The sequence below is a fragment of the Vibrio sp. HM8-C genome (assembly GCF_058630515.1).
In genome coordinates, this window is the sequence record NZ_JBMMKS010000028.1 from 1 (window position 1) to 24711 (window position 24711).

Genomic DNA, 24711 nt, shown 5'->3' on the forward strand with positions numbered 1-24711 from the left:
GGCTGAAGCCTTACGACGTCTGCCGTGTCAGTGAGGTGGCATTATAGGGATCAAAATCACACTGGCAAGTATTATTTTGCAAAAAATACAAAAATAACGCTTAACAGGAGAAAACATCACCAAAGCTCTATTTATTCAACTTTACCCCAAAGTTGAATACAAGTTATCCACAGAGTTATCCTTAAATAGATTTCGAAAACCTATTTATGTACCAATAAAAAAGCCGCGATCGCGGCTTTTTCTATTATTAAAGGCAAAATGAACTGTTCAAAATGTTCGATTTTCTTAGTTACTATCTTCGTGAAGACCACATTCTCTTTTTAATCCAAAGAAACGAGTTTCTTCTTCGGCCATCCCCGGCTCCCATTTGCGAGTAGTGTGTGTATCACCAACCGAAAGGTAACCTTGCTCCCAAAGAGGGTGATAAGGAAGATCATTTTCTTTAAGGTAGTAATGAACATCTTTATTTGACCAGTCGATAACCGGAAGAAACTTAAACACACCGTTTTGCACTGCGAGTATAGGTAACGTAGCTCTAGATTGAGATTGCTCTCGACGCAATCCTGAAAACCAGACGCCGATCGATAACTCTTCTAAAGCTTTACGCATTGGCTCTACTTTATTAAGACGGTTGTATTGTTCAATACCCTCTACACCCTGCTCCCAAAGTTTACCAAACCGAGCTTCTTGCCATGCTGGCGTTAACTCAGATTTATAGATTTGCAAATTCAGGTTCAGTCGCTCAGTCAGCTCATCAATAAACTGATACGTTTCAGGAAACAGATATCCTGTATCCGTCAAAACTACGGGTATATCAGCTTTAATACTAGATACTAGATGTAGCATCAAAGCGGCTTGGATACCGAAACTTGAAGATACTGCATGCGTGCCCGGTAGATTATCGAATGCCCATTGCACACGCTCTTTAGCGGTTAAGTTTTCGAGGTAAGCATTAACTTCTGCTAGTCGAAGTGTTTGTTCCACTTTTGTCAGAGTGAGCAATTCTGACAAATCAGGCACTGTGACAGTATCAGGCATAAAAGTCTCTCTTAGATACAACAACCTCTTGAATGATCCCCGAGCGGATAGTGAAATCGCCAAAGCCTTCACCAACTTCACGCTCTTGCGACCAACGACCTACTAACTGATCGATCTCTTCTAAGATCTGTTGTTCAGTAATGTTCTCTTTGTACATCTTCGGAATTCTCGTACCCGCTTTGTTACCGCCTAAATGTAAGTTGTAACGTCCAGGTGCTTTACCGACCAAACCAAGCTCGGCCAACATTGCTCTACCACAGCCATTCGGACAGCCTGTGACTCGCAATATAATGTTGTCTTCTTTTGGTAGATTGTGTTTTTCGAGAATACCTTCAACATCAGTAACAAAAGAAGGAAGGAAACGTTCTGCTTCTGCCATAGCTAATGGGCAAGTTGGGAACGCAACACACGCCATTGAATTCTTACGCTGCTCACTGACAGAGTCGTCCATCAAACCATGCTCACGCGCGATCTTCTCTATCAGCGCTTTTTGGTCGGCAGGTACGCCAGCAACTATTAAGTTCTGGTTTGCAGTCATGCGGAAATCACCTTGGTGGATCTTCGCAATTTCAGCAACACCCGTTTTGAGAGGTTTACCTGGATAATCCAATAGACGACCGTTCTCTATAAATAGAGAAAGGTGGAACTTACCATCGATGCCTTCAACCCAACCGATACGATCACCACGCTCAGTGAACTCATAAGGACGGCTTGCTTCAAATTGAATTCCAGCACGCTTTTCTACTTCCGCTTTAAATACGTCAACGCCAACTCGGTCTAGTGTGTATTTAGTTTTCGCATTCTTACGGTTTGAACGGTTACCCCAATCACGTTGAGTTGTTACCACTGCCGCAGCAACATCCAACGTTTTTTCTGCTGGGATATAGCCCAAGTCATCCGCACGACGAGGATAAGTAGACGTATCACCATGGGTCATTGCTAGACCACCGCCCACCAGCACATTGAAGCCCACCAGCTTGCCGTTGTCAGCAATCGCGACAAAACTAAGATCATTAGCGTGCACATCAATATCATTATGAGGAGGGATCACTACCGTTGTTTTGAACTTACGAGGAAGATAAGTACTGCCTAGAATAGGTTCTTCGTCCGTTGTTTCTACTTTCTCACCGTCTAACCAAATTTCTGCATAAGCGCGAGTTTTTGGTAGCAAATGTTCACTGATTTTCGCCGCCCACTCGTAAGCTTCTTGATGTAACTCAGATTCAACAGGGTTTGAAGTACATAATACGTTACGGTTTACATCACCCGCAGTCGCGATTGAATCAATACCAATGCTATTGAGTGTTTGATGCATCAGCTTAATATTTGGCTTCAACACACCATGGAACTGGAAAGTCTGACGAGTCGTTAATCGAATACTTCCATACATTGTGTGCTCAGTCGCGAACTTGTCGATAGCTAACCATTGCTTAGGCTGGATAATACCGCCAGGCATACGAGCACGGAGCATCACATTATGTAATGGTTCCAGTTTTTGCTTTGCTCGCTCATTGCGGATATCACGATCGTCTTGCTGATACATACCGTGGAAACGGATGAGTTGGAAGTTGTCAGCCGTAAATCCACCAGTAATGCGATCTTGCAGATCTTGCTCGATCGTTCCGCGAAGAAAATTGCTTTCTCTTTTTAAACGCTCGTTATCCGAAAGAGGACCAAGCACTTCGCCTAATACTTCTTGGCTGTTGTTTTCGATTTTAGTGCTCATTAATACACATCCCTTTGGTAACGTTTCGCTTTACGAAGTTCATTTAAATACTCTTCAGCCTTTTCTCGAGTCAGGCCACCTTGCTGCTCAGCAACAATGACTAATGCTTCATGGACATCTTTCGCCATGCGAGTCGCATCACCACAGATATAGATATAAGCACCATCTTGCAACCACTGCCAAACTTGCTCTGCCTGCTCAAGGATACGATGTTGCACATACACTTTTTCATGTTGGTCGCGGCTAAATGCCACATCTAAACGACTTAAAGCACCAGACTTCAGATATTTCTGCCATTCAACTTGATATAAGAAATCTTGAGTGAAAGTACGGTCTCCGAAGAACAACCAGTTCTTACCTTCTGCTCCACGGTTCTCACGTTCTTGAATAAAGCTGCGGAATGGGGCAATACCTGTACCCGGACCAACCATGATGATTGGCGTTGAATCATCTGCCGGAAGCTTGAAGTTATTATTGTGTTCGATAAACACTTTAACTTCTTCGCCCTCTTCTAACCTGTGGCCTAAGAAGCTTGATGCGCCGCCTTGGCGAACTTCTTCACCTTGTTCGTATTCAACAATGCCGACAGTAAGATGCACTTCTTCATCCACTTCCGACTGGCTAGAAGCAATAGAATAAAGACGTGGTGTCAGACGACGTAGCAATGAGACTAGATCTTCTGCTGATAGCTTAGTGTGTTGCTCTTTTAACACATCGACAACTTGAGTATTTGACGCGTACTCACGAAGCTTGTCTTTATCAGCAACTAAGGCTAATAGCTTTTCACTACCCGATAGCTCTGCAAACTTGGTGACAAATTGCGGGTTAGCCGCTGTGATTTCATATTTACTGACGAGAGCGCTATGAATAGAGAGGCTTTCACCATCAACATCTACGCTTTCAACACCGGATAAACCAACAGCGCCAGCTACTGCACTCGCGAGCTCCGAACTGTTTTCATACCAAACACCTAAAGCATCACCCGGCTGATAAGTTAAACCAGAACCTTCTAGGTCAATTTCGATATGACGAACGTCTTTTCCTGAATCACGGCCAGTGATTTTTTGGCTGGTCAGTAACGTAGCAGTGTATGGATTTTGTTTTGTGTATTGAGAGTGTGAGGCAGCCGCTTGACCTACAGGCAGTTGAACCACCTCGGCTTGAGTGCTTGCTAGTGATGTTTTGACAATCTCAAGAGCTTTAGCTCGCCACTGCGCTGCAGGTTGATCGTAATCGACATCGCAATCCACACGATCAATAAAGCGTTTTGCACCTAGCTTTTCTAGGAATGCATCAAAGTCTTTACCTGTTTGGCAGAAGAACTCATAGCTGGAATCACCTAAACCAATCACGCCGTACTCTAAATTCGGTAGCTTTGGCGCTTTCTTTGACTGTAAGAATTCGTGTAACTCCAGAGCATTATCAGGCGCTTCACCTTCACCGTTTGTTGAAGCCACGAAAATGACGTGTGTCTCTTTCGCTAAATCTTTACCTTTATAATCACTCGCATCAAACAGACGTACAGCGACACCAGCAGATTGAGCTTCATGCACTAAAGCCTCAGCCACACCTTTCGCATTACCCGTTTGAGATGCATAAATAATGGTAAGTTGACTATCAGGTTTACTGACTGCCACAGCTGATGCTTGGGAAAGAGGAGAGATTGCAACGCCAGATTGAGATTGGCTTAATCCCCAAAAATAACCACTCACCCATGCTAGTTGCTGGGGTGAGAGTTGTGAAACCGTTTGTTGCAGCTGGTTTAACTGCGAGTCGTTTAGTGGGCCAGTTAAACTAACCAGCTCTTTTGGTATGGTATTTCCTGAAGACATTGTCACGACTTCCTTATTCATTGCGTGACGATAGATTAACCACTCTCCTTAATAACAAGAAAGAATAGAAGAGAATGTTTTATAACTTTTTGGAAGTAAGAAGATGAAATTTCAATCTCAAATGGATTCTACCCTGACTTGTTTAAAACCTACCGCCATCGCTGATTTAGATGCTAAGTCCAAATCTGCATAGTGACACTCTTCACCACTGGCGTTTGTTAACAGTACAAAACCGCCCGCTTGATGACGGAATTCCACTATCCACGCGCCTTCGTGGGCTGAAGGCTCGATAATCGCTTCCACCAGCATCTTCTCTCGATATAAATTTCTCAGTTCCGTGATTGTCATTCCTTATACTCTCACCTAGCTAAGTCCACCTAATAAGCATGGCTCAATTATGGCGAAGTACTAAATAACGATAAGAAATAATTCTTAAAGGATAAACGCAAAAAAGCCACGACTCGCGTGGCTTTCATTCTTAATACAGTAATTAAAACTTAAACTGAGTTCCTAGGAACCAACCGTCAGCAAACACATAAGACATTTTATTGTCGAGAGATGCTGTAGCTAAATCAGTAAATTCAAGGTCAATGACTCGATAACCACCACGGAAAGAGAGATCACCAGATGATAAAGGCATAACATACTGAACGCCTGCAATCACATCAGAGCTCTTGATACCATCACTGTTACCAAACTCAAACTGACCAATAACGTCAATATTGGTTTCAGGCACTGAAATTTCGGCGTGGGCATACCAGTTAAACGTCATATCATCGAACGAGTAACTCTTTCCATCTTTCGCTTTATAATCACTATTTGCGTACTGAGTCATTGAGATACCAGCATCAAATGTCATTAGCTCTCGATCAAGGATGTTGTAATAGAAGGTGTAATCGTACTTATCATAAGATGCGTAATCCGCATCAAGATTGGTGTAACGAATACTCACATTCGGTAAATAAGGAAGTTGATGCTCAAATGCCAAATTCAATACAGGAGAATTTGCATCATCACGACGTGTGTTATCAATTTTAGTGCTTGGAAACCACATATCAGCTGCAACGTTCACACCCACTAAAGAATCGGCACACCAAGCAGGAGCCGAGCCCATCATTAATAAAGAGGAAAATACGGCTACGATAGGTTTATTCATCCTATTTTGCTCCAAAAGTTTTTTCACTAGCGAATACACGTGATAGTAGCATATTACCTATGAGGGAAAACGCATATTCTAAGAATTAACGTGGCGCTTTATCTCCCTGACGAAATACCCACACAACAAAGGCGATTAGCAGTATCCAAGGTAACAATTTAATTGCCATACCAAACATACCCAGTACTAACATCACTAATAAAGACAAACCGATAGCCGCTAACACACTCACGAGTGTCAGCCCTGTCACTAGTAAAGTCGCAACAAACACTAATATAAAAATTATCTCGAACATGACGCCCCCTCATTTTAACGACAATTTAAATCATGTTAGAAAAGCATTAGCAGTATTCATTCCAAGTTTTAATAGTTACAAATAACTGAATTTAAATAATAAAAAAGCCAACAAGTGGTTCTTTGTTGGCTCTCATCATAAACAGAGGTGAAAATCACTAACTAGTGGTGAAATTTACACACCTAGATCTTGGTATGGAATTTTGGCTAAAGCAGCTTCCACCACCTCAATACCGGCCCCTTGTTTATGTGCGTTTTCACTGATGTAACGACGCCATTGACGCGCACCCGGCATATTCTGGAACATACCTAACATATGTCGGGTAATGTGACCAAGATAAGCGCCTTGTGACAACTGCTGTTCAATATAAGGGAACATTTCAAAGATCACTTCAGAACGCTTTTTAACTGGCATATCCAAACCGAAGATTTGCTGATCAACTTCCGCCAAAATATAAGGACTTTGGTAAGCCTCACGACCAATCATCACACCATCTAAGTGTGCTAAATGTTCTTTCGCTTCGTCTAGACTCTTCACTCCACCATTGATGGCAATGTTTAAGTGTGAAAAGTCTTTCTTAATTTGATAGGCGCGATTGTAATCTAACGGCGGAATTTCACGGTTTTCTTTTGGACTTAATCCACTCAGCCATGCTTTACGAGCGTGTATAGTAAACTGCTCGCAGCCACCTTTCTCGGAAACAATAGTAATAAAATCCGTTAGGAACTCGTACGAATCTTGATCGTCGATACCAATACGTGTTTTTACCGTAACAGGGACATCAACAACCTCTTTCATTGCAGCTACGCAATCTGCCACTAGTTGAGGCTCAGCCATCAGACATGCGCCAAAGCGACCATTTTGCACACGGTCTGAAGGACAACCTACGTTCAGGTTTATTTCATCATAACCACGCTCCTGAGCTAACTTCGCACAGTGCGCAAGATCAACAGGATTTGAGCCACCTAATTGCAAAGCCACAGGGTGTTCTTCTTGGTTGTAGGCAAGAAAATCACCTTTACCGTGAATGATCGCGCCAGTTGTTACCATCTCGGTATACAACAGAGTTTGCGAAGTCATTAAACGATGGAAGTAACGACAATGGCGATCCGTCCAATCGAGCATGGGTGCAACTGATAAACGGTTAGCCTCGAATTTATTAGGATTCTTTGTTTTATCTAGGTTCATAAGGGAGTTACGTGTTCTTGAGATTGCGATGAGTTGCTATGAATAACGATAAATTACGATGTATAGTACGCCTATGGTACACCTTAAAACCACCTAATCGGTACGCCTCATAGGTTTAGAAATGGCATCTTACAGTATTCAAACTCGCACTATCGCCAATGGCGAAAAGCGATACAAAGCAACAATAACGGTCAAAAATAATGGGCGAATTGTACACCGATTTGCCAAAACACATAAGAAAAAAGCCATAGCTACTGCCTGGGCGAAGAACCAAGTCAGTGAAATAGAAACAAAAGGCTTTAATACTCAAAGAACTACCAATATCGCTGAGCTGCTTGATTTGTTTATGGGCGAGCGTGATTTGTGGGATAACACGGGGCGTACCAAACAATACGTTATCAAGATGCTTCGCGACTGTGATATTGCCAAGGTACAAACCAACCGCCTCACGACCGTTGATCTCATTGAACATTGCAAAAATCGTAAAGGTGCAGGCGCTCAACCTGCCACTATTTACCATGATATTGCTTACCTACGTTCTGTCATGAAAAAGGCGAACCCAGTATTCAACATCGAAGCGAACTACGCAGTATTTGAAGAAGCGGTACCAGTGCTTATAGATATGAAGTTAGTAGGCAAATCTCAAAGGCGTACCAGAAGACCAACTGAAGTAGAACTTGAGAAACTAAAACAAGGATTACAAGAGCGTGAAGATTATCGAGCAAATGGCCATACTCGCATCCCGTTCCTAGACATCTTAGATTTCAGCATTCTTACTTGTATGCGAATTGGCGAAGTGTGTGCTCTACGTTGGGAAGACCTAAGCGAAAAGAATAAAACTGTAATCGTGCGTAATCGTAAAGACCCACGTAAGAAAGAGGGAAACCACATGATTGTTCCTTTACTTGGTGGTTCTATGGATATCGTTTTGAGGCAAGGACGGAAGAACGAACTTATCTTCCCTTATAACTCTCGTTCAGTGAGCGCTGGTTTTCAGAGAGTGCGTAATAGCCTAGGGATTGAAGATTTACGGTACCACGATTTAAGACGCGAAGGTGCAAGTCGATTATTTGAATTGGGATACTCGATAGAAGAAGTCGCACAAGTTACCGGACATAGAAATCTGAATATTTTGTGGCAGGTTTATACACAATTATTTCCTCACAAACTTCACGAAAAAAGTTTAATACCAATAAAATGACATTGAACTCGCATATGGAGTCCCCATATACAACAAATGTTATAAATATAAATCTAAGGATGACAAATGGGACAAGGATTACGTGAAGCATTAATAACAATACCTGTGAACTACGATGCTGAATACAACTCATTTCACTTAGATAAAGACTTTTATACTCCCGGTTATTGGACCGTCTTGACAGCGCTATTATTCGAGAAAGAAATAAAAGAACGTAACTTCGATTATGAGTGTGCTAACCAAAATAGTTATCTGCAAACTCTTGGGTTTCACCATATTTTATGGGATCAACCAATCCCTCACCGGATTTCTGACGGTATAAATTATACACCGCTCACTCAGCTATCCTCTGCTGAGGCAACAGATGATGTGACAGCTTCAATAAATGGTTGTTTAAGAAATTTTACGGGATTTACAGACCAAGAGATGCCCGATGGACTCAGCCAACTTAACCATGTTGTGGGTGAATTGCTTGATAACGTATGGTCACATGGATACTCGACGGGTTTTGCTATGGCTCAAAAGACTCAGGTTCCTAAGAGCTGCGGAAGTGATCACTATCTAGAGTTTTCTGTTGCTGACAAAGGGTTAGGTTTTTTTGAAGAAACAAAACGCTCAGGCAAAGCCAAAACGTATGCACTAAAAACTGATATGGATGCTTTAAACTGGTGTATACAACGGGGCAACTCAACTAAACATGCTGATGATATTGACCCATGGGCACAACAGCTCCCTCCAGAACATGTTGGGGAATCTCCCTTTGGGGCAGGAATTGGAACTGAATACGAAGAGAATCACCACCAAGGTCTCGGTTTAGCTCATTTAGTAGAGTTAGTAGAAAGATTCCAAGGAGAGATGGTAATTGCTTCTGGAACCGCTATGCTAATTATAAATGAGGATGGCAGTAGAGAAGAATTAGAACTAGATACACCGTGGAAAGGTGTTGCTATTTCGTGCAAATTTAAGTTATCTTCTCTCATTCGAGAAATCGCAGATGAACCTGACGAAGAAATTTTAGCATTAATGGAGCAACTAAAGGGGGGTATATGAAAACCACAATATTTGCTTTTGATAAATCCGACCTAGCATCCCGCAGAACTGCAGCTGTAGAACGAAAAGCTCTAGAGCAAGCCTTGAGTTTAGGCAAAATTGAAGTTGATTTAATGAAAGTTAACTCTATTTCAGAATCTTACTCTGACGAACTTTTTGGTGTTCTAGTTGCTAAATATGGACTTCAAAGTTTTCTACAGCGAGTAAAAATCTTAAATGCTAAAAATAGCATCCTGAAAAGTATTGCAACTGTAGTCCAACGCCGAGAAATGGAAAGAAAGAAACAAGAGTTGACGGCTTGCGCATAACGTAAAGATTTATATAAAAGGAGCCAATTGGCTCCTTTTTTAATTCACTTTCAATGCAGCTTCAAGCTGAGCATAACGTTGCCGGAATGAACCGTCATACCCAACTAACGCTAATGGAATATCCCTCAGAGATTCAAAATCATCTATTTTAGACTCTGAATAATAAAGCAATTCATCACCATTGCTTGCTTGTCCTGCATATTCAAAGCCGCAAGATTCATAAAAGATTCTCAACTTAGGCTCGCATGCAACAGTAGTAATATCGCCAGGCATCATTAATTCGTTGAGAGCAAAATCGAGCACTTTTTTACCTAGTCCACAGCCTCGGAGCTGTGGATTTATAGCGAAGAAATTAATCCTGCTATATTTCATACTTTCTAAGCCAAGAAAAAAAGCTAGGTATCCAATCACTTTTCCATCTAGCTCCCGTACAACACAATAAACTGACAAAAGCTCAGGCTGCTTTTCCACAACCAATTTACAAACAGAAAACACTTCGTCAGGAGGAACGCCGCTACCCTTCATCCATTGAGAAAATTGAAAAACATGGGCAGATTCCAATTCATCTAACTTTTCAAATTTAACTAAACTGTACATTAACAACCTTTGAGGGGTTATCACCATGTGGGATTTGGGTGAATATTATCTATAAGTAAACACAGCGAATTAACAACATCTTTCGGTGCGATCCCGTGCCTAGCGTCAATTTTATTCCTAGAGATGAGCTCCTTTTTAGTTACTTCATTACCCAGTTCATACTCTAATTCTATGGCTAAATAATTGAGTATGTGCAGCCCAGAATCATTAGAATCGTTAATCAACTGCATTTCTGCGATTAATGATTGCGCATCAATTGTTTTGTTTACAATTGAATTTAAGCCCTTTGGATTAACCACTTTTAAAAAACATACCACTGCCATCATATCTTGATAATAAGAGTTGGCTGTGCCATCAAGTGTATTTTCAATTATCGCGAAGTAAGACATTATCCGTTCTATATCTCGGAAAGAAGGCTTTAAGCGTTTAACTAATGCACCTAACATTTCCAAACCTTCAGAGTTTTTCACACCATTTCCAGATGTCATTAGGGACGCAATCTCAGTAAGATACCTCTTTCCGTCATCTTGCTTAAACTTCCCTGATGAACGAGGAAGAGCTAGCCACACATTAATAAATTTTCTTAGATAAGTAGCAGAATCAATACCGTTGCCGTACCTACACTTAACAGACTCTTCTAGCTGATTCTTATTCATTACGAGTAAGAAAGTGATGCCGGGAACCGAAAACAAGTGTTTTATGTTCTCTAGTAAATCTAAAGCGAAATCAGGTCTACAGCGATCCAACTCATCAATAACAAAGACTATTCTCTTTCCTGCAGTATGATTCATCGCTATATCAGTCAAGAACTCTTTGAAACTACTCAGCGCTAACTTATCTGCTTTTGAACTTTCAAACTTAGAAGAAATAATTGAATCCACTTGCTCGGAAACAAGCTCAGAAAAGTCTCTCTCTGCCTCATCCATCATTTTCCCATCGATGAGGCCTGCAGTACCTATCCTGATACCTGTTTTAATAAGACCTCGACTAAGAGTTTTAAAAACCTGTGCTGCCTTCTCTTTAAACTCTTGTTTTTTGGCATCAGATTTATCTTCTAGCAACTCGTAAATTTCAGAAGCTAATGCCAAAAATGGTTCTTTCTGATAGTCATTTTCAAATGCATCGAAATAAATCGTTTCTAGAGGGGTGGTTCGTTTGAAGCGGTTCTCTCCTGACCACATTTTGATAAATGTACTTTTACCTTCACCCCATTGAGAATCTAACGCTAACACTAGGTTTTCATTAGTATTTACAATAAGGTTGTACAGCCTGTCACCGTAAGCTTTTCGATTGAAAATATCTTTCTCAGGGGAAAAGCCTTCATCTGAGTCAATCTGCAATTCAGGAACGGTTAATTTCATTTTCAATCCTCATCAACGCTCATTAGCCGTGCGAATGCAGGTAAAACTACTTTTTCTTTGGTAGCGACAGCCATAACTGAATGCCAAACTGCCCTATAATCTTTCTCAGACTGAACAAGTAAAAACGTCGAGTAGAGCTCATCTGTATTTGATGAGTAAGGTTTAAGAATATCTATCTGTCTCAGAGTGGCTGAACGTATATTCTCTGCTTCGATAGCCCTAGGTAAACTAGGAGCTAGAAATGCGACTAAGTAAATAACCCCAACTAAATTTTTGATGGATGTAAGTTTACCTAGCACCTGGTTTAATACAGGAGCAATAAGCATGAAATACATAAAGCCAATAGAAAGAAGAGCTACAGAAATTCTAGGTATAGTTTCCATATAAACATTTGCAGCTGTCATATACATTTGGTCTGTATAAGACTTAGAGAAGCTAGTGCCTATCTCAACAATCAAATCAAATAGCCAATCCAAAGCTGGTTCTAAAAATCGGCTCAAAAGAATAGTTAAAACCAGTAGCCCCACCCACTGAATTGCCCCTTTCAGCTTGTCCTTCGCTGATTTTGTCTGTTCCATTTTAATTACTTCCTCTAGTGAGCCTTATTTTTAATCTTACTAATCTTATCAAACACATTCTCGGCGGTTTCTAATGTCAGCTCAGTTGGGTGTTTGCTACGCTGAACCATCTTCAATATGTCATCCAAACTCATAAACATTTCAGCCAACTTCTTGTTAATCTCTAACTTGAACTCAGGGTTATCGGATTCTAAAAGCTGTGCCAAGAACGTCGCTCCGCCACCTAAGAAACCGTCCAAATGTGTATAGCGCAGGCGAATCATCATGTAGGTTCGGTATTGAGAAAAGAAAAATAGCGAGATAAACAATAACGGTACGCTAACGCCACCTTGCAATATATAAATTGAGTTACCCTCAATTTTCATCCAATGAACCGCGAAGTAGATAGTTGTCAACAAAATAGGTATTAGCAACAAAGTCTTTATAAAAAGATTCATGAAGTTAGTCTCTTTTTCCTTTGCTGCCACCAATTCACTCGTTATTTTTTTTCCAAATTGTTCCGTCAAACCTAGCTCAGATTTAAGGTTAAGGAGGTCATGAATGCCTTCTTTAATATCTTCACGTACAGTGGCAGTTAGCTCTTCAATACGCTGCTGAGTGTCATTAAAAACGGACTGTTCAAGTTCAGTTATTCTGCCTAAAAACTTTTCCTCTAATCGTCCAACAGATGAATGCTTGACTCTATAGTCGTCCAGTGACTGGTACATTGTCATAAACGCTTCTATTTTTTCGACCAGTAACTGCTTTTTTTTCTGTTCTTCATAACGACTTGGATGACTTTCAGGAACCTTAGCTTGACCTTGCGGTGTAACAAAGCTTTGCTTTAACTGAGCAAGATGCGTATGAGCGGTAACCGTAAGTTTGATTAACTCATGGTATGCAGAACGCTCGAAATCAGGGTTATGCATTAATGAGTCAAAATACTTCTTCTCATTCGGCCATTCTCGAATTATTTCTTCAGATAATTCATTTAGTTCTTTGAAATCAGAGATAGCTAAATCTTCTATACCTAATATTTTCATGCTCAATCCATTAAGTTAAAAATCAAACCAACACTTCACCAGTTTCTACGTCACATAGCATTTGGACATTCTCAGCCTTAAACGTTCTTGAACCACCGCGAAGCAAGCAAAAAGCGTATAGGTAGTCAGTACCGTTTTTCCTTTCTACTTCATGCAGAATGATATTACGTTTCGAGACCTTTCCTTTCGAGTCTAGGTACTCCATGTAATACTCACGTTCCAAAGGTAAATCGTCGATAGCAGTAGACGAATTAGCTGCCTTTACTTGTGGTTTATTCGCAGCTTTGTTGATAGCTACTTGCTGCTCTTCTTCGTACTCATCACAGTACTCAGAAAGCACGACGAACACTTCCATTCCTTCGTCTTTATCAAGAGCTTGGTCAGCTAATACTTCATTGACGAGATCGAATAATTCCTTAGTTCGGAAATCACGTTCAGCTTCAGGATTTCGTTTAAACCAACCGCGTAATGCTTTAGCTTCGTCTAAGTCAACTTTATCGTCGTCTAAAACTTGCAACGCTAGCATGTACAATGCTGCTAGTTGAGAGTCAGTTAAAGGCTTATAACTGATAGTATGGTTTGTGGATGTGGATATCGCGGCATCAATAGCTTGATTGTTTTCTTTGCTCTGTTTAATAGCCCACTTAATAGCGTGGACGCATGAAGTAAGAAAAGCAGCCAGAAACGCGACAGTGAAGTAGCCCTTAAAATCATTCATACTACTTTCATCGCTGACCATTATGCCTAGTAGCAATAACGCTATAAACGCAGTCCACACTCCAGTAATGAGCTTAACCCAGATTGGCTCTTTACTCTTGAACACCCAAAAAGCAGCAGGAACGGGGAAAGCCGCTACTGCTAATTTAATCCCTAGTTTCATTATTATTTTCCCTAGCCATATAACTTAGTAAACGCTTAAACAATAAAGCTTAAACTATATTCTTATAATCCTTGTTTTCTAATAAGTTGCACTTGATCTCGTTCAGCAGTCTATTTTTCATTGGTTATCAGTAACCAAGTATTTTGCTAAAAATAAAAAAGGCACCCATGTGGATGCCTTTACACTTCATACAATCTTTAATTGCCTGATATCTATCTTCATAGCCTAGATAAACAAAGCCCACTCATAAGAGAGGGCTGCTACATTCCAAAAATGTAGTCTAAGTGCTCCGTTTTGGACAAACCAAAGAAGCGATGACAAATTTATAATAGTGCAGCAAACATACTAATCACAAGCATCAATCCATACTTTACCAAGAGTTAATCGTCACAATATAAACACTGAATATCGTCGTACCTTCTCTAATTCTGGCTTATAGAAACTGGCTCATAATAATACCGCCCCCATCAAACTTATAATCCAATCAAAACCAACTTTGCTTCAGGACTACCAAATATGAAAACAAGCAAACCGACCCAAAAGCCGAAGCCATCAACACACCAAGGCAGAACAACAGCAAAAATCGCTGATAAAATGCCACCTGAAGTAATAATGGAATTGGCTAAAATCCTTTCTAGTACAAAAACTAAAAATGCCGACCTTTAACGTGATAATTCATCCAGCTCAAATCCTAAATATTTTTCCATGTCCTTTTTTACACTTTCATCTTGTGCAAAAGCATCCATCAATTTTCGATACACATTAGCTAACACATCCGGTATCGGCTCGCCAGTATCACTTAGCTTTTTATGACTGCTAATAATGGTAGCCGCACTTTCAAGGATTTTTTCAGAAGCTTTTTCATACTCCTGCTTGATATAGTTCAAGAATTCTCTAAATAAATCAGTAGCTCCAAAGTAGTTTGGGTAAGCTTGTTTAAGTGAGCGAACTCCTTCGGCAGAAACTAGTACCGCGAGAAAATAGTCATCATTAAGCTCTGATTCATTCAAGCTTTCTAGTGCGACTGAAGCTTCATCACTACTAAATGAACGAACAGAGACCTCATACGTTTTATTTTTTACTGCATCCTTAGTAACTCGAATAAGAAAAAGTCCATTTTTATTCAAAGCATTTGTCGGAAAGACATCACTATCAGTTGTAATTGAAATCGCAAATTCATACTTGCTTAGCTTTCCCCAAACATCTAGTGATATGGATATATTGTGACAAGATGTAGCAACATCCCATAATGTTGTTTCTTCCAATACACAGAAGCCCTCTTTATGAGCGACGAGCTTACCAGCCAAATAAAAGAACTCCCGCCATTCTTCATGGTTATCTAACGATGTTTTTAGAGCAATTCCCTCTAGGGTATCAATTATCTCTAGGCTTGTTGCCCACGCATGCTGCAGTTCAGTTCTTAGCTGAACCTCAACAAGTGAACCTTTCCAGGGATGCTCTTCATCTAGCCCGTTGTAGCATTTGTAGATTAAATGCAATCCGCCATAACCACTTGGCTTGGGTTCAGAAAGATAATCTTTAGTGCGTATGATTTTATGTACACATCTGCTTCTTTCCAGCCGCTTTTTTAACGCCCACAACTGTTTGGGGCTTCGAACAATTGCACGGCAACCCGCTATATCTTGCATACGGGTAAACTTAATCTCATTCGCTGAACTTCCGTCGAGAGTTGGGCGCTCCAATTTATCAATGATGGTAGGTAAACGCTTAAGTCTTCGGGCGACAATCACATCTGGGCTTATTTTTTTTGCCGTACGAGCAAGGTGATTCTTAAGAAGCATTAACGGATAAAGGTGAAACTCTCGGTAGTTTTGAATTTTTTCGATAGCTTCAATACGCTCAGCGCCTTTAATTCCATGGCGAATATCATCAGCAGCTTTATCTATTTTTTTCTTTGAATAGCGTAGTGGACGCTTTTGGTTTTCGTACTGAGACATTTGTTTTCCCTAACCAACAAAAAAGGCACCCATACGGATGCCTTATTAACTAATTAAACACTCTGAGCGCAGCCAGTTACGCGCCCGTGAATTGTAAAAATTTCTGTATCTACTTCATCACGGTTGATAAACCAAGCGTCATAAATTGGGTTATCACTGATGACTTTAATACCATCCCTGCCCTTCTGCAGACGTTTTACATAAAGCGTGCTATCGAACGTGAAAACATACACACCGTCTTGCTTAAAGCTATCTAGTGATTCGATCGCTAAAATAGATTTATCTTTTAGCGTTGGGTGCATGCTGTCGCCTTCCATATTAAGAAGTTTTGACTTGCTTGGATTCTGGATGTTGAGGGCAATCTTGAGCGCTTCGCTCAATTCAATTTGCTTGCTTGGCACATACTCCACCAAATGCCCTGCACCTGCCGAAGCTGCAATGTCGTAATAAGTTACATAGCTGACGTCATTTTTTTTCTTCAGCTTAAGCTCCGTAACATTGCCAGCAGAAAGCTTTTCAGAAGATTCTGTAATAGCTAGCTCTAGTAAATGAAGTTTTTCATGCATTTTTTTATTTTGTTCAGGAGATAGCGGTGTTAGTTCAAGGTCTTCAAGGAGCTTTTCATAATTATCAGGAGATAGAGATTCTATAACTCTATAGACCTTCTTTAGTTGTTCCGCATCTCGAAACACCTCATCACCACTCTGTATAAGCCCTTCTTCATCATGGTCACGCAACATTGCGCCAACAACGGTTTTGAATTTACCTTCATTGTGTTTGAGGTATTCAAGTAACTGTTCTCTCGAAATAACTTCGTTACTTGGACCTGTAAGCCCTAGAAGAATCGCAGCCTCTGATTCATCTGTGACGTATTTCTCAATCAGTTGTTTTTTTACGTCTGGATGAAAATTAGAAATATGGTATTCAAGGGCGCGAGTCCCCTCCTTCGATCTTCGACTTAACCAATTGTTTCTTTTGGCCTTTTGCGTAATTCCTGTTGTTGAGTTAGCTAACCCTCTTAATCCTACAAGCTCTGAACTTAAGTACCACTCGCGCATAAACACTTCCAAACACAAAAATAACAAAAAATAACGTTTGACAGATTGCGATAGACGCTAGTAACCTTAATAACACTTTCAAACGACAAAATAACACTACAAGTTGCGATAAGTAGCGATGAAACAAAGATACTAGCATTAAAACGCTAGTAAACAAACGGGGGTAGATCTCATGAGTAATACGGCATTTGCTTTATATGCCCGCTTCGGAAAGGCAGAAGTTCCTCTTTGCGAAATCAGCCAAGAGTACTTTGGTATCAATTCAAAAACAGCACAACAGAAAGCTCGTACTCACGAACTACCCTTACCTGTTTTTCGTATGGAAGAGTCTCAGCGAGCACCTTTTCTTGTGAAATTGAATGACTTGGCTGAGTACATTGATAGAAAGCATCAATTAGCGCGAGAAGAGTGGTTAATGGTTCGAGGAACAAACCACTAAGAAAACGGCACTGGAACATAGCCCCAGTGCCGCGTTATGAAAACCAGTACAACCACGTTCCAATGTGACCTCTTTGACTTTGGCGAGACACAGAACACAAAAGAACGCTCTCAGTGTGCAGGATTCATAGGTGAACTTGCGTTCCTATTTAGGATAGCCCGTCTCTATTTCCCTGTCATGCCGTATTTGGTTTTCGCTTCCCTAGCTACAAGTTGAGTATCTGATATGGAATCGAATACAGCAATGTGCAGTTACCACGCGAAAGCACAACAGTGTTTTGATGATGCGTGTACTGCCTTCGCACTCAAACACAATTTGTGTCATCTGGCTGATGAAATCGGCATCGAACGCAATGTATTGCGTAACATGCTGAACCCAAATCAATCAAGACTGTTAACTCCGCCTTTGATGTTCTCTATCAGCAAAGCAACCGCTGACTATTCGATTGTGTATGCCCTGCTTCGTGATCTCGACATTGTGGCTGCCCACGTTCCTCATAATTCAAACGATTCAGACCAAGAAACCTTTTTAAAACGTGTGCTTGAGAACTCTCTCACTGCAGGTGAGTTGTCACGCTTGGCGTTAGAGTTTGGTGGCGAATCTCGCCTACCTCGCTCAAGCAAGAACAACATCATTGCTAAGTGCCAACACGGTATTAGCAACCTCGTTCTAATCATTTCCGATTTAGAAAATCGCACCAGTGGCATGACTCCGTTCCTAAGTATGGGCGTGGACTTTATTGCCAACGGCGCACCACTTCCCGGTTTAGCTTAGGAGAAATAACTATGTCAGTTGCTATCCAATCTTTCGAAACCGCATGTCACAAACCTTGTCCTGATATGCCTTGTTACAGCCTAGATGCAGAGCAAAAAGCCAAAGGGTTAGTCGCACTGCAAAAGGTACGCAGTGACTTGAAAGAACGTCAGTTACAGCGCCTGCGTGATCAACATAAAGCACTAACAGCCGAAGCGAACCACGAAGACACAAGTCAGCAGAGAAAAATGCGTATTGAGTTTGAGCTGGCAAGACTTAACACCCAAGCCAAGCGCGTTACTGAGCGCTGGTCTTAACACCAATTTACCTAGCCAAGCCGTTTGCCCTCTCAATTTCTTCGGATTGAGGGAGGGCTTTTTTTACCCAAATTCCGTCAGGGAGCTTTGAATATGAACAATATGGAAGTGCAGTTATTCGATTCTACATTCGACCAAATAGCTGAACGCTTTGTGCGTTGCACTACTGAACAACGTCAAGAAATGCTGATTCAGCTTGATGCTATCGCGAAGAAGTTAGACCCAGTTCAAACACATCGAACACAAGAACAAGTGCTAGCCGACTTAAAAAAAGCCGTTGATAGCGGCGGTGATCGCGCTAGTGATTTCTTTGCGCACTCATTTGTGGATTGGTACCGCAGCAACAAGAAAGTGAAATCTCAACTTAGCCACTGGTCACAGCTGGATATGAATAACCGTCGTTTGTTCATTGAAATGCTGGCACTACGTGATCTTGGTCGTTGGAACGACGAAACGCTTTATCAATTCGAGCAGTACTGCCTGAAAGTTATTGGAGGCAAGAAATGAGCACTATCACCATTTTCCGTAAAGACCTAGAACACGGCTTACGAGCTGAAGGTTTCACTACACGCAAAATCGAACAGTTCATTCGCGTGTTCAATCCAGTGGAATCTAGCCAAGGCACAATGTTAGAGCTTGATTCTACTCGCGCTATGTTGGTGAACGTTAACGGCACAGAGCAAGGCTTGAAGCTAGAAGACTTTATCACCGCATGGTGGGTTTACTGGGTTGTAGTGTTCAACCAATCCAATGACCAAGCATTACACCACCAATCACTAGGCGCAATCCGCGCACTTTTCTTTGTTTCTGCCTGCGTCCGCAGCACTGCCATGCATTCGAACATGCAAATGTGGTGGCGTGACTGTGAACCTCTACACGGCTACCCAACCTTGGAGGCGAGTTGATATGGAATACGCAGCAGTAATGCTTTGCCCAGAGGGCGGGGTTATTCGCCATGTAGACACTCAAGAAGTCGCCAACGTTCTAGTTGGTGATTTCGATTCAATGCAGGACGCAGTAAACCAAGCATGCAGTGATCTTGATTGTGTCGTCATGCATCCACTCAAAAAAGGAATTATCAGCAAAGGTCGCGGCAAAGGCGGATACATGTTGGTGACAACTCAGGAGTTGGCTGAGGTATGAAAACCCTCACCGAACCTACCGAAATAGAGCGTTTCGATTTTGCATGGCAAGCCCCTTTGATGGAAGTTGAAGAGGGCTGCTTTGCTGCGCGTAGATATCACGAAGTAGTAGAGCCAGAAGATTTAAGTGTTCTTGAGCGCAAGCTATTCGAAGCCAACCCAAGAGACTTTCAATGGGCTATCGAGAAAATCGAAAAGCTACCGGACTACTTAACTAAGTATTTTGTGACTCGTTATATATCTGTACTTGAGAAAAAGGGCAGACGAGAAGCAAACATATTTCTGCGTGAACGCATGGGACCTGCTACTGACAGAGCACTCATGGTGTTACGTAAATACAAAAAGTTACCTACGACTCACAAGGTTTCTTTACTGTCTAAAGAGCACGACAAGGAAGATGATGCATTTCATCCCGTGTACTTTACAGAGTACGGCAACGTTGAAGACATTCCACATAAGCAAATCACGTTTGATTTTGAAGCAGCAAACACTCATAAGCCAACGAAAAACAAAACACTGGCAGAGTTAGACCCATCAGAACTCAAAGATATAGCGTTTAAAATCTCTACGCTTGTTGATCGCTTCTTCCAGATGGAAAGTGACAAATACCACGCTAAAACCGACCTTGGTACTGAAATGGCGGTAGTGTTTGCCTATGAAAGAACCGCCAAGTTTGTCACTGATACTTTCGGCATGAAACCGCCTCGCAAGTATAACGAACAGTCGGAGCTTTCCGCGCTTCAAGACATCTCAAAGCTAATCAATCAGAAATGGTGGTTAGGGCGTTTGGTGAAAGCACGCAAGATTATGCGCGAGCATTTAGCCATTGCTATGGGGCAGGTGTCTTCTAAGGCGTCGCCTTATGCTTCGTGGGATTGTATTAAAGAACACAAAGAACAGCAGAAGCGAAACTGGGAGTTCATCAAGCAGTGTGAACTGTTTGATGAAGAAACGCAGGAAACCGCAGATCTTGCAGAAATGGTGTTGCGTAGTGTTTCAAACCCAGCGATTCGTCGTCACGAATTAATGGTTCGTTGTCGTGGTTGTGAAGACATTGGCAACGAGCTGGGCTTACAAGGTTTGTTCTTAACTCTTACTGCACCTTCTAAATATCACAACAGCTACAAAAAAGGTGGTTTCGTCCCTCACTGGAACGGCGCAAGCCCACGTGACGCTCAAATCTATCTGAACAATGTATGGCAGAGAATTCGCGCTAAGTTAGGGCGCGAAGAGTTGCGTTGGTTTGGTGTGCGTGTTGCCGAGCCTCACCATGACGGAACGCCACACTGGCATCTTCTTATTTGGGTGAAGCCTGAAGAGAAGGAAGCGATTTCTAGAATCTTCGTTGATTACGCAACCCAAGAAGATAAGCACGAACTCTACAACAAAGATGGTGAATTCGATTCTTCGCCACGTTGTGATGTGGGTGAAATAGACCCAGAGAAAGGCACTGCTACTGGTTACATCGCTAAATACATTTCAAAGAATATCGACGGTTTTGCCATGGATGATGAAGTGTCCGACGAGACAGGCAAAGCTGTTAAAGACATGGCGAAGAATGTAAGCGCTTGGAAAAGCCGTTGGAACATTCGCCAGTTTCAGTTCTTCGGTGGTGCTCCTGTTACCACATATCGTGAATTGCGCCGTTTTGCTAGCCAGAACAAAAAAGCCTTTATGGAATACCTGTTCATGCAGGAGCGTTCTGACTTACTCACCATCTATTCAATGTTGCAGCGTGATCTTGTTGGTCCTATCAAACCAAGTCGCTTAATTACTAACGAAGAGTTGGTGAAGGTGATTGGCGATAGCTACGAATCACGTATGAAAACTGATGATTCAAGTATTACCGATACTCTGAAAGCTGCCGACCAAGGCAACTGGCAAGGTTACATCATGGGGCAAGGTGGTCCTTTTGTTCGCCGTGATGATTTGTTGATTGTCAATTCATACGAAGTGCTTCCATTTGCGTCACCTCATGGGGAAGACGTTCGCAAGATTAAGGGGTTTACCACACCAGATGAAACTGTAGAAACCCGCACTAGGGTATGGACGATTCAGAAGAAAGGAACGGGGCAAGACCAAGCTGAAGCGGGTGCTCTTGCTCTTACAGGCACCGCAGGTGCACCTTGGAGTTCTGTCAATAACTGTACGCACCCGCCGGGCGAACAAGTTACCAGTGATAACGAAAGACCTTTAGATCCATTAGTGGAATACGAGATAAGCAAGCTGATAACTGACCATGATTTCACCGAAAACATACGTCAGCATCTCATTCAAGGTCACTGGGTAAGGGTTACAGAAGAGAAAAGCGTCAAGTTAAACCTTGGCGATGGACAGCGATGCCCAGACCAAATCGTTTACCGCAATGAATACAAGCCAGATTTAAGTTGGTTAGGTGAAGTGACCGAGCCAGAACCGGAGCAAATCCAATTAACTGAAGAGAACTACCAACAACCAGAGCTTTCACATTTCGAATATGTGGACGACTGGGCGTGGGTGTAAGGAGATAAGTATGAAATCAATTAGCTGGAATCAAATGTCAGAGCTTGGGCTTATTGAACGAATCAACCGTGAAATATTGCATCCGCTAGGCTTGGCGGTATCGAGAGATATAGATACTGGATGCAGTAAACACATATTAGTCGCAGATGATGGAATGTGGACTTATGCGGAAGATATGCCAACAACCATCATTAGTGATGATGAGGTGCGGGTTAAGCTTTCAGAACTAGAATATGGTGAATGTGAACCAGCTCAACTCATTGAAAATAGTTTATCTAAAGCGGTCATGCTTATCTCCAAAGTATTCACTGGAATGGTACGCGGTGAATCTGCCATCGTTATTGTAGATGCAGAACACTTGCCAGGACTGAAAGCAGAACAAGTTCAATTGATGTTCTGTAACGCAAACAACATTCCCGTTCTCTACACCAATGAGATTAAAAGCGAAGGAAAAACCATACTGTTCTTTACTACTGAATGTAAAATATTTGCTGGTTACCACGGGCACACAGTGGTGATTACTTCCGATGGAGCTAGCGAACAATCAATGATTATGTCTGCAGGCATATCTCTTCACAGACGCTGGAAACGTTATGTTGTCGATATCAATCAAAGCACTCAAAAAGGACTCTTATATTGTGAGCCGCCTTTTGCTGATAAGTTTGAATCCATCCACGAATACGCATCAATGATCCTTCTTCATCTAACAGATGAAAACAGCCACTCCAATCAGCACATAAAGCATTTTGTTGAGCAGATAAAGCTTCATTGTCAGCACAACGGGACAAAAGGTGAATAAGATGGAGAAACGAATTTTACACCTACCACTAAAAGCCGTTTACTTTCATCAAATCAAGAGTGGTGAAAAGCTTTTTGAGTATCGGCTAACAACTGACTACTGGCGCCAACGTATCGAGAACCGAGAGTATGACGAAATTCATATCAAGTTAGGATATCCAAAGAAAGACGATATGAGCAAAACAATCATTAAACCTTGGCGCGGATATGAAGAGCAAACCATCGTTCATGAACATTTTGGCAATGTTCCAACAGCGGTGTTTGCTATAAGAGTTAATTGTTAGAACTTTGATTGGAGAACGCGACCCTATGCTAATCACCTGCCCTACTTGCGGAAGCAAAGCGCGCATTGCGACTTCAAAAGCAATGAGCAACGTAACACGCGAAGCCTACTGTCAGTGCTTAAACCTAAACTGCAGCATTGCGTTCACTACTCTGACAACGGTTAACCGAATTATTGAACCAACAGGCGCTAAGCCTGATCCAAAAATACAACCTGATCTTTGCAAAGGCGACGTGAACCAAATGGATATATTTGAGATGTGATTGATAGTAATGCACTTTCGTTCACTTTAGGATGTAAGTACAAAAATTATACATAAGCTGGAAAACTATGAATCAACCTATATTTCCGACAGTTAGGGTGTACGCTCCAGAGCGCTGGGGTTACGTTGATAAATTCTCAAAGTTTTATGCTTCTACTTTTGAGCTCACCAATACAGGAAGAAGATGTGTTAGCGGATCAGGAAATCATTTTCACAAAGCACTAACGCTGATGGAGTTAGCGAGAAAACTAATTCCTAATCTAGAGTTAGACGAAAAAGAGATAAACACTAAGGGGTATTCGACCGGAGAAAATGCTAATGAACTATCTGCTGTCATTGAAAGCGTCATACTAGAGTTATATTCATCATTAGACTGTAGTAGAAAGGTAATTACAGAAATATGCTCTAAACACTGGCAAATTCAGGGGGTTCCAGATTCAACGAGAAAATTATTTAGAAAAGTAAAAGATGGTGAGATGAAGTCTACTTTCCCAGAACAAATATCAGAAGCCATTTTAGAGTCTGACTGGTATACCAGGTTTCTAATGATTCGCGATGAGTTAACACATCAAGATACAGGTAATTGCCACAAAGATAGGAAAACCGGAATCATAAGTTATTCTCATGTTGGAGTAAGGGAACAAGGACGTACATTACAAATTGATGATATTTTTAGTTATCTAGATAACCTCATAGCAAACGTTAACTCTTTTCTAGGAAAAGTCTTCGCTTATTTATTTACACATTTAAAAGATGAACCCACTTTTCAATTGTGTCTGTTTGTACAAGGAAGAGCTTACGGCAGGTTAGTTAAACCATCAGAAATACATGACTTTCACGGTGGAATTTGTCAGTTCAAAGATGCAATGAAAGACGACGATAATCCAAATTGTCCTTTTATGAGTGAGTGTGGTGCATATGCGAGAGCTTAATGAGTCAATGATCTAAAAAACGATCAAAAACGAAC

At 41.5% G+C, this 24711-nt stretch carries 29 protein-coding genes; 15 read left to right on the forward strand and 14 right to left on the reverse strand.

Features of this window, described 5'->3' with window-relative positions:
* Positions 1-285: 285 nt before the first annotated feature.
* The 7 genes from ACOSVQ_RS20305 to dusA all read right to left on the reverse strand — a co-directional run bounded on the left by ACOSVQ_RS20305 (position 286) and on the right by dusA (position 7235).
* Positions 286-1038, reverse strand: a complete 753-nt coding sequence (locus ACOSVQ_RS20305) for a phosphoadenylyl-sulfate reductase (protein WP_491984246.1) — start codon at positions 1036-1038, stop codon at positions 286-288.
* Positions 1031-2764 carry an assimilatory sulfite reductase (NADPH) hemoprotein subunit gene (cysI, locus tag ACOSVQ_RS20310; protein WP_491984247.1) on the reverse strand — a complete coding sequence of 578 codons (1734 nt, stop codon included), beginning with the start codon at positions 2762-2764 and terminating at the stop codon, positions 1031-1033. The genes ACOSVQ_RS20305 and cysI overlap by 8 nt, the downstream gene beginning before the upstream one ends.
* Positions 2764-4596, reverse strand: a complete 1833-nt coding sequence (locus tag ACOSVQ_RS20315; protein ID WP_491984248.1) for an assimilatory sulfite reductase (NADPH) flavoprotein subunit — start codon at positions 4594-4596, stop codon at positions 2764-2766. The genes cysI and ACOSVQ_RS20315 overlap by 1 nt, the downstream gene beginning before the upstream one ends.
* A gap of 117 nt (positions 4597-4713) precedes the next feature.
* Positions 4714-4944, reverse strand: a complete 231-nt coding sequence (locus ACOSVQ_RS20320) for a hypothetical protein (protein WP_491984249.1) — start codon at positions 4942-4944, stop codon at positions 4714-4716.
* A 142-nt stretch (positions 4945-5086) separates the two neighbouring features.
* On the reverse strand, positions 5087-5752 hold the full coding sequence (locus ACOSVQ_RS20325) for a TIGR04219 family outer membrane beta-barrel protein (protein ID WP_491984250.1): 666 nt from the start codon (positions 5750-5752) through the stop codon (positions 5087-5089).
* An 85-nt stretch (positions 5753-5837) separates the two neighbouring features.
* Complete coding sequence (gene pspG, locus ACOSVQ_RS20330) at positions 5838-6047, reverse strand: envelope stress response protein PspG (RefSeq protein ID WP_491984251.1); 210 nt, start codon at positions 6045-6047, stop codon at positions 5838-5840.
* A 174-nt stretch (positions 6048-6221) separates the two neighbouring features.
* The gene (gene dusA, locus ACOSVQ_RS20335; RefSeq protein WP_491984252.1) at positions 6222-7235 is read right to left on the reverse strand and encodes a tRNA dihydrouridine(20/20a) synthase DusA; all 1014 of its coding nucleotides are present in this window, start codon (positions 7233-7235) and stop codon (positions 6222-6224) included.
* Between the two features lie 121 nt (positions 7236-7356).
* On the opposite strand from dusA, the gene ACOSVQ_RS20340 reads away from it, so the two are divergent.
* The 3 genes from ACOSVQ_RS20340 (at position 7357) to ACOSVQ_RS20350 (ending at position 9794) form a co-directional block, all read left to right on the forward strand.
* Positions 7357-8436 (forward strand): tyrosine-type recombinase/integrase, encoded by a 1080-nt coding sequence (locus ACOSVQ_RS20340; RefSeq protein ID WP_491984253.1) that lies wholly within the window; start codon positions 7357-7359, stop codon positions 8434-8436.
* 66 nt (positions 8437-8502) lie between these two features.
* Positions 8503-9486: a hypothetical protein gene (locus ACOSVQ_RS20345; protein ID WP_491984254.1), complete on the forward strand. Its 984-nt coding sequence runs from the start codon at positions 8503-8505 to the stop codon at positions 9484-9486.
* Positions 9483-9794 carry an STAS-like domain-containing protein gene (locus ACOSVQ_RS20350; RefSeq protein WP_491984255.1) on the forward strand — a complete coding sequence of 104 codons (312 nt, stop codon included), beginning with the start codon at positions 9483-9485 and terminating at the stop codon, positions 9792-9794. The genes ACOSVQ_RS20345 and ACOSVQ_RS20350 overlap by 4 nt, the downstream gene beginning before the upstream one ends.
* A 39-nt stretch (positions 9795-9833) precedes the next feature.
* Here ACOSVQ_RS20350 and ACOSVQ_RS20355 read toward each other — a convergent pair whose 3' ends face one another.
* The 5 genes from ACOSVQ_RS20355 to ACOSVQ_RS20375 are packed head-to-tail and all read right to left on the reverse strand — an operon-like array spanning position 9834 to position 14232.
* Positions 9834-10391, reverse strand: a complete 558-nt coding sequence (locus tag ACOSVQ_RS20355; protein ID WP_491984256.1) for a GNAT family N-acetyltransferase — start codon at positions 10389-10391, stop codon at positions 9834-9836.
* A 20-nt stretch (positions 10392-10411) separates the two neighbouring features.
* On the reverse strand, positions 10412-11752 hold the full coding sequence (locus ACOSVQ_RS20360; RefSeq protein ID WP_491984257.1) for a KAP family P-loop NTPase fold protein: 1341 nt from the start codon (positions 11750-11752) through the stop codon (positions 10412-10414).
* 2 nt (positions 11753-11754) lie between these two features.
* Complete coding sequence (locus tag ACOSVQ_RS20365; RefSeq protein WP_491984258.1) at positions 11755-12330, reverse strand: hypothetical protein; 576 nt, start codon at positions 12328-12330, stop codon at positions 11755-11757.
* A gap of 14 nt (positions 12331-12344) precedes the next feature.
* On the reverse strand, positions 12345-13352 hold the full coding sequence (locus ACOSVQ_RS20370; protein WP_491984259.1) for a hypothetical protein: 1008 nt from the start codon (positions 13350-13352) through the stop codon (positions 12345-12347).
* Between the two features lie 22 nt (positions 13353-13374).
* Positions 13375-14232 (reverse strand): hypothetical protein, encoded by an 858-nt coding sequence (locus tag ACOSVQ_RS20375; protein ID WP_491984260.1) that lies wholly within the window; start codon positions 14230-14232, stop codon positions 13375-13377.
* Between the two features lie 516 nt (positions 14233-14748).
* On the opposite strand from ACOSVQ_RS20375, the gene ACOSVQ_RS20380 reads away from it, so the two are divergent.
* The gene (locus tag ACOSVQ_RS20380; RefSeq protein WP_491984261.1) at positions 14749-14898 is read left to right on the forward strand and encodes a hypothetical protein; all 150 of its coding nucleotides are present in this window, start codon (positions 14749-14751) and stop codon (positions 14896-14898) included.
* Here the strand turns inward: ACOSVQ_RS20380 and ACOSVQ_RS20385 are convergent.
* The gene (locus ACOSVQ_RS20385) at positions 14895-16190 is read right to left on the reverse strand and encodes a RelA/SpoT domain-containing protein (RefSeq protein ID WP_491984262.1); all 1296 of its coding nucleotides are present in this window, start codon (positions 16188-16190) and stop codon (positions 14895-14897) included. The genes ACOSVQ_RS20380 and ACOSVQ_RS20385 overlap by 4 nt on opposite strands.
* Positions 16191-16243: 53 nt before the next feature.
* Positions 16244-17248, reverse strand: a complete 1005-nt coding sequence (locus ACOSVQ_RS20390) for a helix-turn-helix domain-containing protein (protein ID WP_491984263.1) — start codon at positions 17246-17248, stop codon at positions 16244-16246.
* Positions 17249-17420: 172 nt separating this feature from the next.
* Between ACOSVQ_RS20390 and ACOSVQ_RS20395 the strand changes: the two genes are divergently transcribed.
* The 11 genes from ACOSVQ_RS20395 to ACOSVQ_RS20445 all read left to right on the forward strand — a co-directional run bounded on the left by ACOSVQ_RS20395 (position 17421) and on the right by ACOSVQ_RS20445 (position 24676).
* The gene (locus tag ACOSVQ_RS20395; protein ID WP_491984264.1) at positions 17421-17687 is read left to right on the forward strand and encodes a pyocin activator PrtN family protein; all 267 of its coding nucleotides are present in this window, start codon (positions 17421-17423) and stop codon (positions 17685-17687) included.
* 225 nt (positions 17688-17912) lie between these two features.
* Positions 17913-18461, forward strand: a complete 549-nt coding sequence (locus ACOSVQ_RS20400; RefSeq protein ID WP_491984265.1) for a phage regulatory CII family protein — start codon at positions 17913-17915, stop codon at positions 18459-18461.
* Between the two features lie 11 nt (positions 18462-18472).
* Positions 18473-18757 carry a hypothetical protein gene (locus ACOSVQ_RS20405; protein WP_491984266.1) on the forward strand — a complete coding sequence of 95 codons (285 nt, stop codon included), beginning with the start codon at positions 18473-18475 and terminating at the stop codon, positions 18755-18757.
* A gap of 93 nt (positions 18758-18850) precedes the next feature.
* Positions 18851-19264, forward strand: a complete 414-nt coding sequence (locus ACOSVQ_RS20410; protein WP_491984267.1) for a hypothetical protein — start codon at positions 18851-18853, stop codon at positions 19262-19264.
* The gene (locus ACOSVQ_RS20415; protein WP_491984268.1) at positions 19261-19662 is read left to right on the forward strand and encodes a hypothetical protein; all 402 of its coding nucleotides are present in this window, start codon (positions 19261-19263) and stop codon (positions 19660-19662) included. Before ACOSVQ_RS20410 ends, ACOSVQ_RS20415 begins: the two co-directional genes overlap by 4 nt.
* 1 nt (position 19663) lies before the next feature.
* Positions 19664-19900: a hypothetical protein gene (locus tag ACOSVQ_RS20420; RefSeq protein WP_491984269.1), complete on the forward strand. Its 237-nt coding sequence runs from the start codon at positions 19664-19666 to the stop codon at positions 19898-19900.
* Complete coding sequence (locus ACOSVQ_RS20425) at positions 19897-22401, forward strand: replication endonuclease (RefSeq protein WP_491984270.1); 2505 nt, start codon at positions 19897-19899, stop codon at positions 22399-22401. Before ACOSVQ_RS20420 ends, ACOSVQ_RS20425 begins: the two co-directional genes overlap by 4 nt.
* Before the next feature lie 10 nt (positions 22402-22411).
* On the forward strand, positions 22412-23200 hold the full coding sequence (locus ACOSVQ_RS20430; RefSeq protein WP_491984271.1) for a DUF7415 domain-containing protein: 789 nt from the start codon (positions 22412-22414) through the stop codon (positions 23198-23200).
* A gap of 1 nt (position 23201) precedes the next feature.
* Positions 23202-23483 carry an ASCH domain-containing protein gene (locus tag ACOSVQ_RS20435; protein ID WP_491984272.1) on the forward strand — a complete coding sequence of 94 codons (282 nt, stop codon included), beginning with the start codon at positions 23202-23204 and terminating at the stop codon, positions 23481-23483.
* Positions 23484-23508: 25 nt separating this feature from the next.
* On the forward strand, positions 23509-23745 hold the full coding sequence (locus ACOSVQ_RS20440; protein ID WP_491984273.1) for an Ogr/Delta-like zinc finger protein: 237 nt from the start codon (positions 23509-23511) through the stop codon (positions 23743-23745).
* A 67-nt stretch (positions 23746-23812) separates the two neighbouring features.
* Positions 23813-24676 carry a hypothetical protein gene (locus ACOSVQ_RS20445; RefSeq protein WP_491984274.1) on the forward strand — a complete coding sequence of 288 codons (864 nt, stop codon included), beginning with the start codon at positions 23813-23815 and terminating at the stop codon, positions 24674-24676.
* The last annotated feature ends 35 nt before the right edge of the window (positions 24677-24711 follow it).

Excerpts from the sequence above, each read along its gene's own strand:
- ACOSVQ_RS20400 (WP_491984265.1), top strand. The coding sequence starts at position 17,913 with ATGGAATCGAATACAGCAATGTGCAGTTACCACGCGAAAGCACAACAG.
- ACOSVQ_RS20305 (WP_491984246.1), bottom strand. The coding sequence starts at position 1,038 with ATGCCTGATACTGTCACAGTGCCTGATTTGTCAGAATTGCTCACTCTG.
- pspG (WP_491984251.1), bottom strand. The coding sequence starts at position 6,047 with ATGTTCGAGATAATTTTTATATTAGTGTTTGTTGCGACTTTACTAGTG.
- ACOSVQ_RS20395 (WP_491984264.1), top strand. The coding sequence starts at position 17,421 with ATGAGTAATACGGCATTTGCTTTATATGCCCGCTTCGGAAAGGCAGAA.
- ACOSVQ_RS20440 (WP_491984273.1), top strand. The coding sequence starts at position 23,509 with ATGCTAATCACCTGCCCTACTTGCGGAAGCAAAGCGCGCATTGCGACT.
- ACOSVQ_RS20405 (WP_491984266.1), top strand. The coding sequence starts at position 18,473 with ATGTCAGTTGCTATCCAATCTTTCGAAACCGCATGTCACAAACCTTGT.
- ACOSVQ_RS20435 (WP_491984272.1), top strand. The coding sequence starts at position 23,202 with ATGGAGAAACGAATTTTACACCTACCACTAAAAGCCGTTTACTTTCAT.
- ACOSVQ_RS20345 (WP_491984254.1), top strand. The coding sequence starts at position 8,503 with ATGGGACAAGGATTACGTGAAGCATTAATAACAATACCTGTGAACTAC.
- ACOSVQ_RS20445 (WP_491984274.1), top strand. The coding sequence starts at position 23,813 with ATGAATCAACCTATATTTCCGACAGTTAGGGTGTACGCTCCAGAGCGC.
- ACOSVQ_RS20425 (WP_491984270.1), top strand. The coding sequence starts at position 19,897 with ATGAAAACCCTCACCGAACCTACCGAAATAGAGCGTTTCGATTTTGCA.
- ACOSVQ_RS20375 (WP_491984260.1), bottom strand. The coding sequence starts at position 14,232 with ATGAAACTAGGGATTAAATTAGCAGTAGCGGCTTTCCCCGTTCCTGCT.
- ACOSVQ_RS20410 (WP_491984267.1), top strand. The coding sequence starts at position 18,851 with ATGAACAATATGGAAGTGCAGTTATTCGATTCTACATTCGACCAAATA.
- ACOSVQ_RS20325 (WP_491984250.1), bottom strand. The coding sequence starts at position 5,752 with ATGAATAAACCTATCGTAGCCGTATTTTCCTCTTTATTAATGATGGGC.
- ACOSVQ_RS20385 (WP_491984262.1), bottom strand. The coding sequence starts at position 16,190 with ATGTCTCAGTACGAAAACCAAAAGCGTCCACTACGCTATTCAAAGAAA.
- dusA (WP_491984252.1), bottom strand. The coding sequence starts at position 7,235 with ATGAACCTAGATAAAACAAAGAATCCTAATAAATTCGAGGCTAACCGT.
- ACOSVQ_RS20420 (WP_491984269.1), top strand. The coding sequence starts at position 19,664 with ATGGAATACGCAGCAGTAATGCTTTGCCCAGAGGGCGGGGTTATTCGC.
- ACOSVQ_RS20360 (WP_491984257.1), bottom strand. The coding sequence starts at position 11,752 with ATGAAATTAACCGTTCCTGAATTGCAGATTGACTCAGATGAAGGCTTT.
- ACOSVQ_RS20370 (WP_491984259.1), bottom strand. The coding sequence starts at position 13,352 with ATGAAAATATTAGGTATAGAAGATTTAGCTATCTCTGATTTCAAAGAA.
- ACOSVQ_RS20350 (WP_491984255.1), top strand. The coding sequence starts at position 9,483 with ATGAAAACCACAATATTTGCTTTTGATAAATCCGACCTAGCATCCCGC.
- ACOSVQ_RS20415 (WP_491984268.1), top strand. The coding sequence starts at position 19,261 with ATGAGCACTATCACCATTTTCCGTAAAGACCTAGAACACGGCTTACGA.
- ACOSVQ_RS20380 (WP_491984261.1), top strand. The coding sequence starts at position 14,749 with ATGAAAACAAGCAAACCGACCCAAAAGCCGAAGCCATCAACACACCAA.
- ACOSVQ_RS20320 (WP_491984249.1), bottom strand. The coding sequence starts at position 4,944 with ATGACAATCACGGAACTGAGAAATTTATATCGAGAGAAGATGCTGGTG.
- cysI (WP_491984247.1), bottom strand. The coding sequence starts at position 2,764 with ATGAGCACTAAAATCGAAAACAACAGCCAAGAAGTATTAGGCGAAGTG.
- ACOSVQ_RS20390 (WP_491984263.1), bottom strand. The coding sequence starts at position 17,248 with ATGCGCGAGTGGTACTTAAGTTCAGAGCTTGTAGGATTAAGAGGGTTA.
- ACOSVQ_RS20340 (WP_491984253.1), top strand. The coding sequence starts at position 7,357 with ATGGCATCTTACAGTATTCAAACTCGCACTATCGCCAATGGCGAAAAG.
- ACOSVQ_RS20365 (WP_491984258.1), bottom strand. The coding sequence starts at position 12,330 with ATGGAACAGACAAAATCAGCGAAGGACAAGCTGAAAGGGGCAATTCAG.
- ACOSVQ_RS20430 (WP_491984271.1), top strand. The coding sequence starts at position 22,412 with ATGAAATCAATTAGCTGGAATCAAATGTCAGAGCTTGGGCTTATTGAA.
- ACOSVQ_RS20315 (WP_491984248.1), bottom strand. The coding sequence starts at position 4,596 with ATGTCTTCAGGAAATACCATACCAAAAGAGCTGGTTAGTTTAACTGGC.
- ACOSVQ_RS20355 (WP_491984256.1), bottom strand. The coding sequence starts at position 10,391 with ATGTACAGTTTAGTTAAATTTGAAAAGTTAGATGAATTGGAATCTGCC.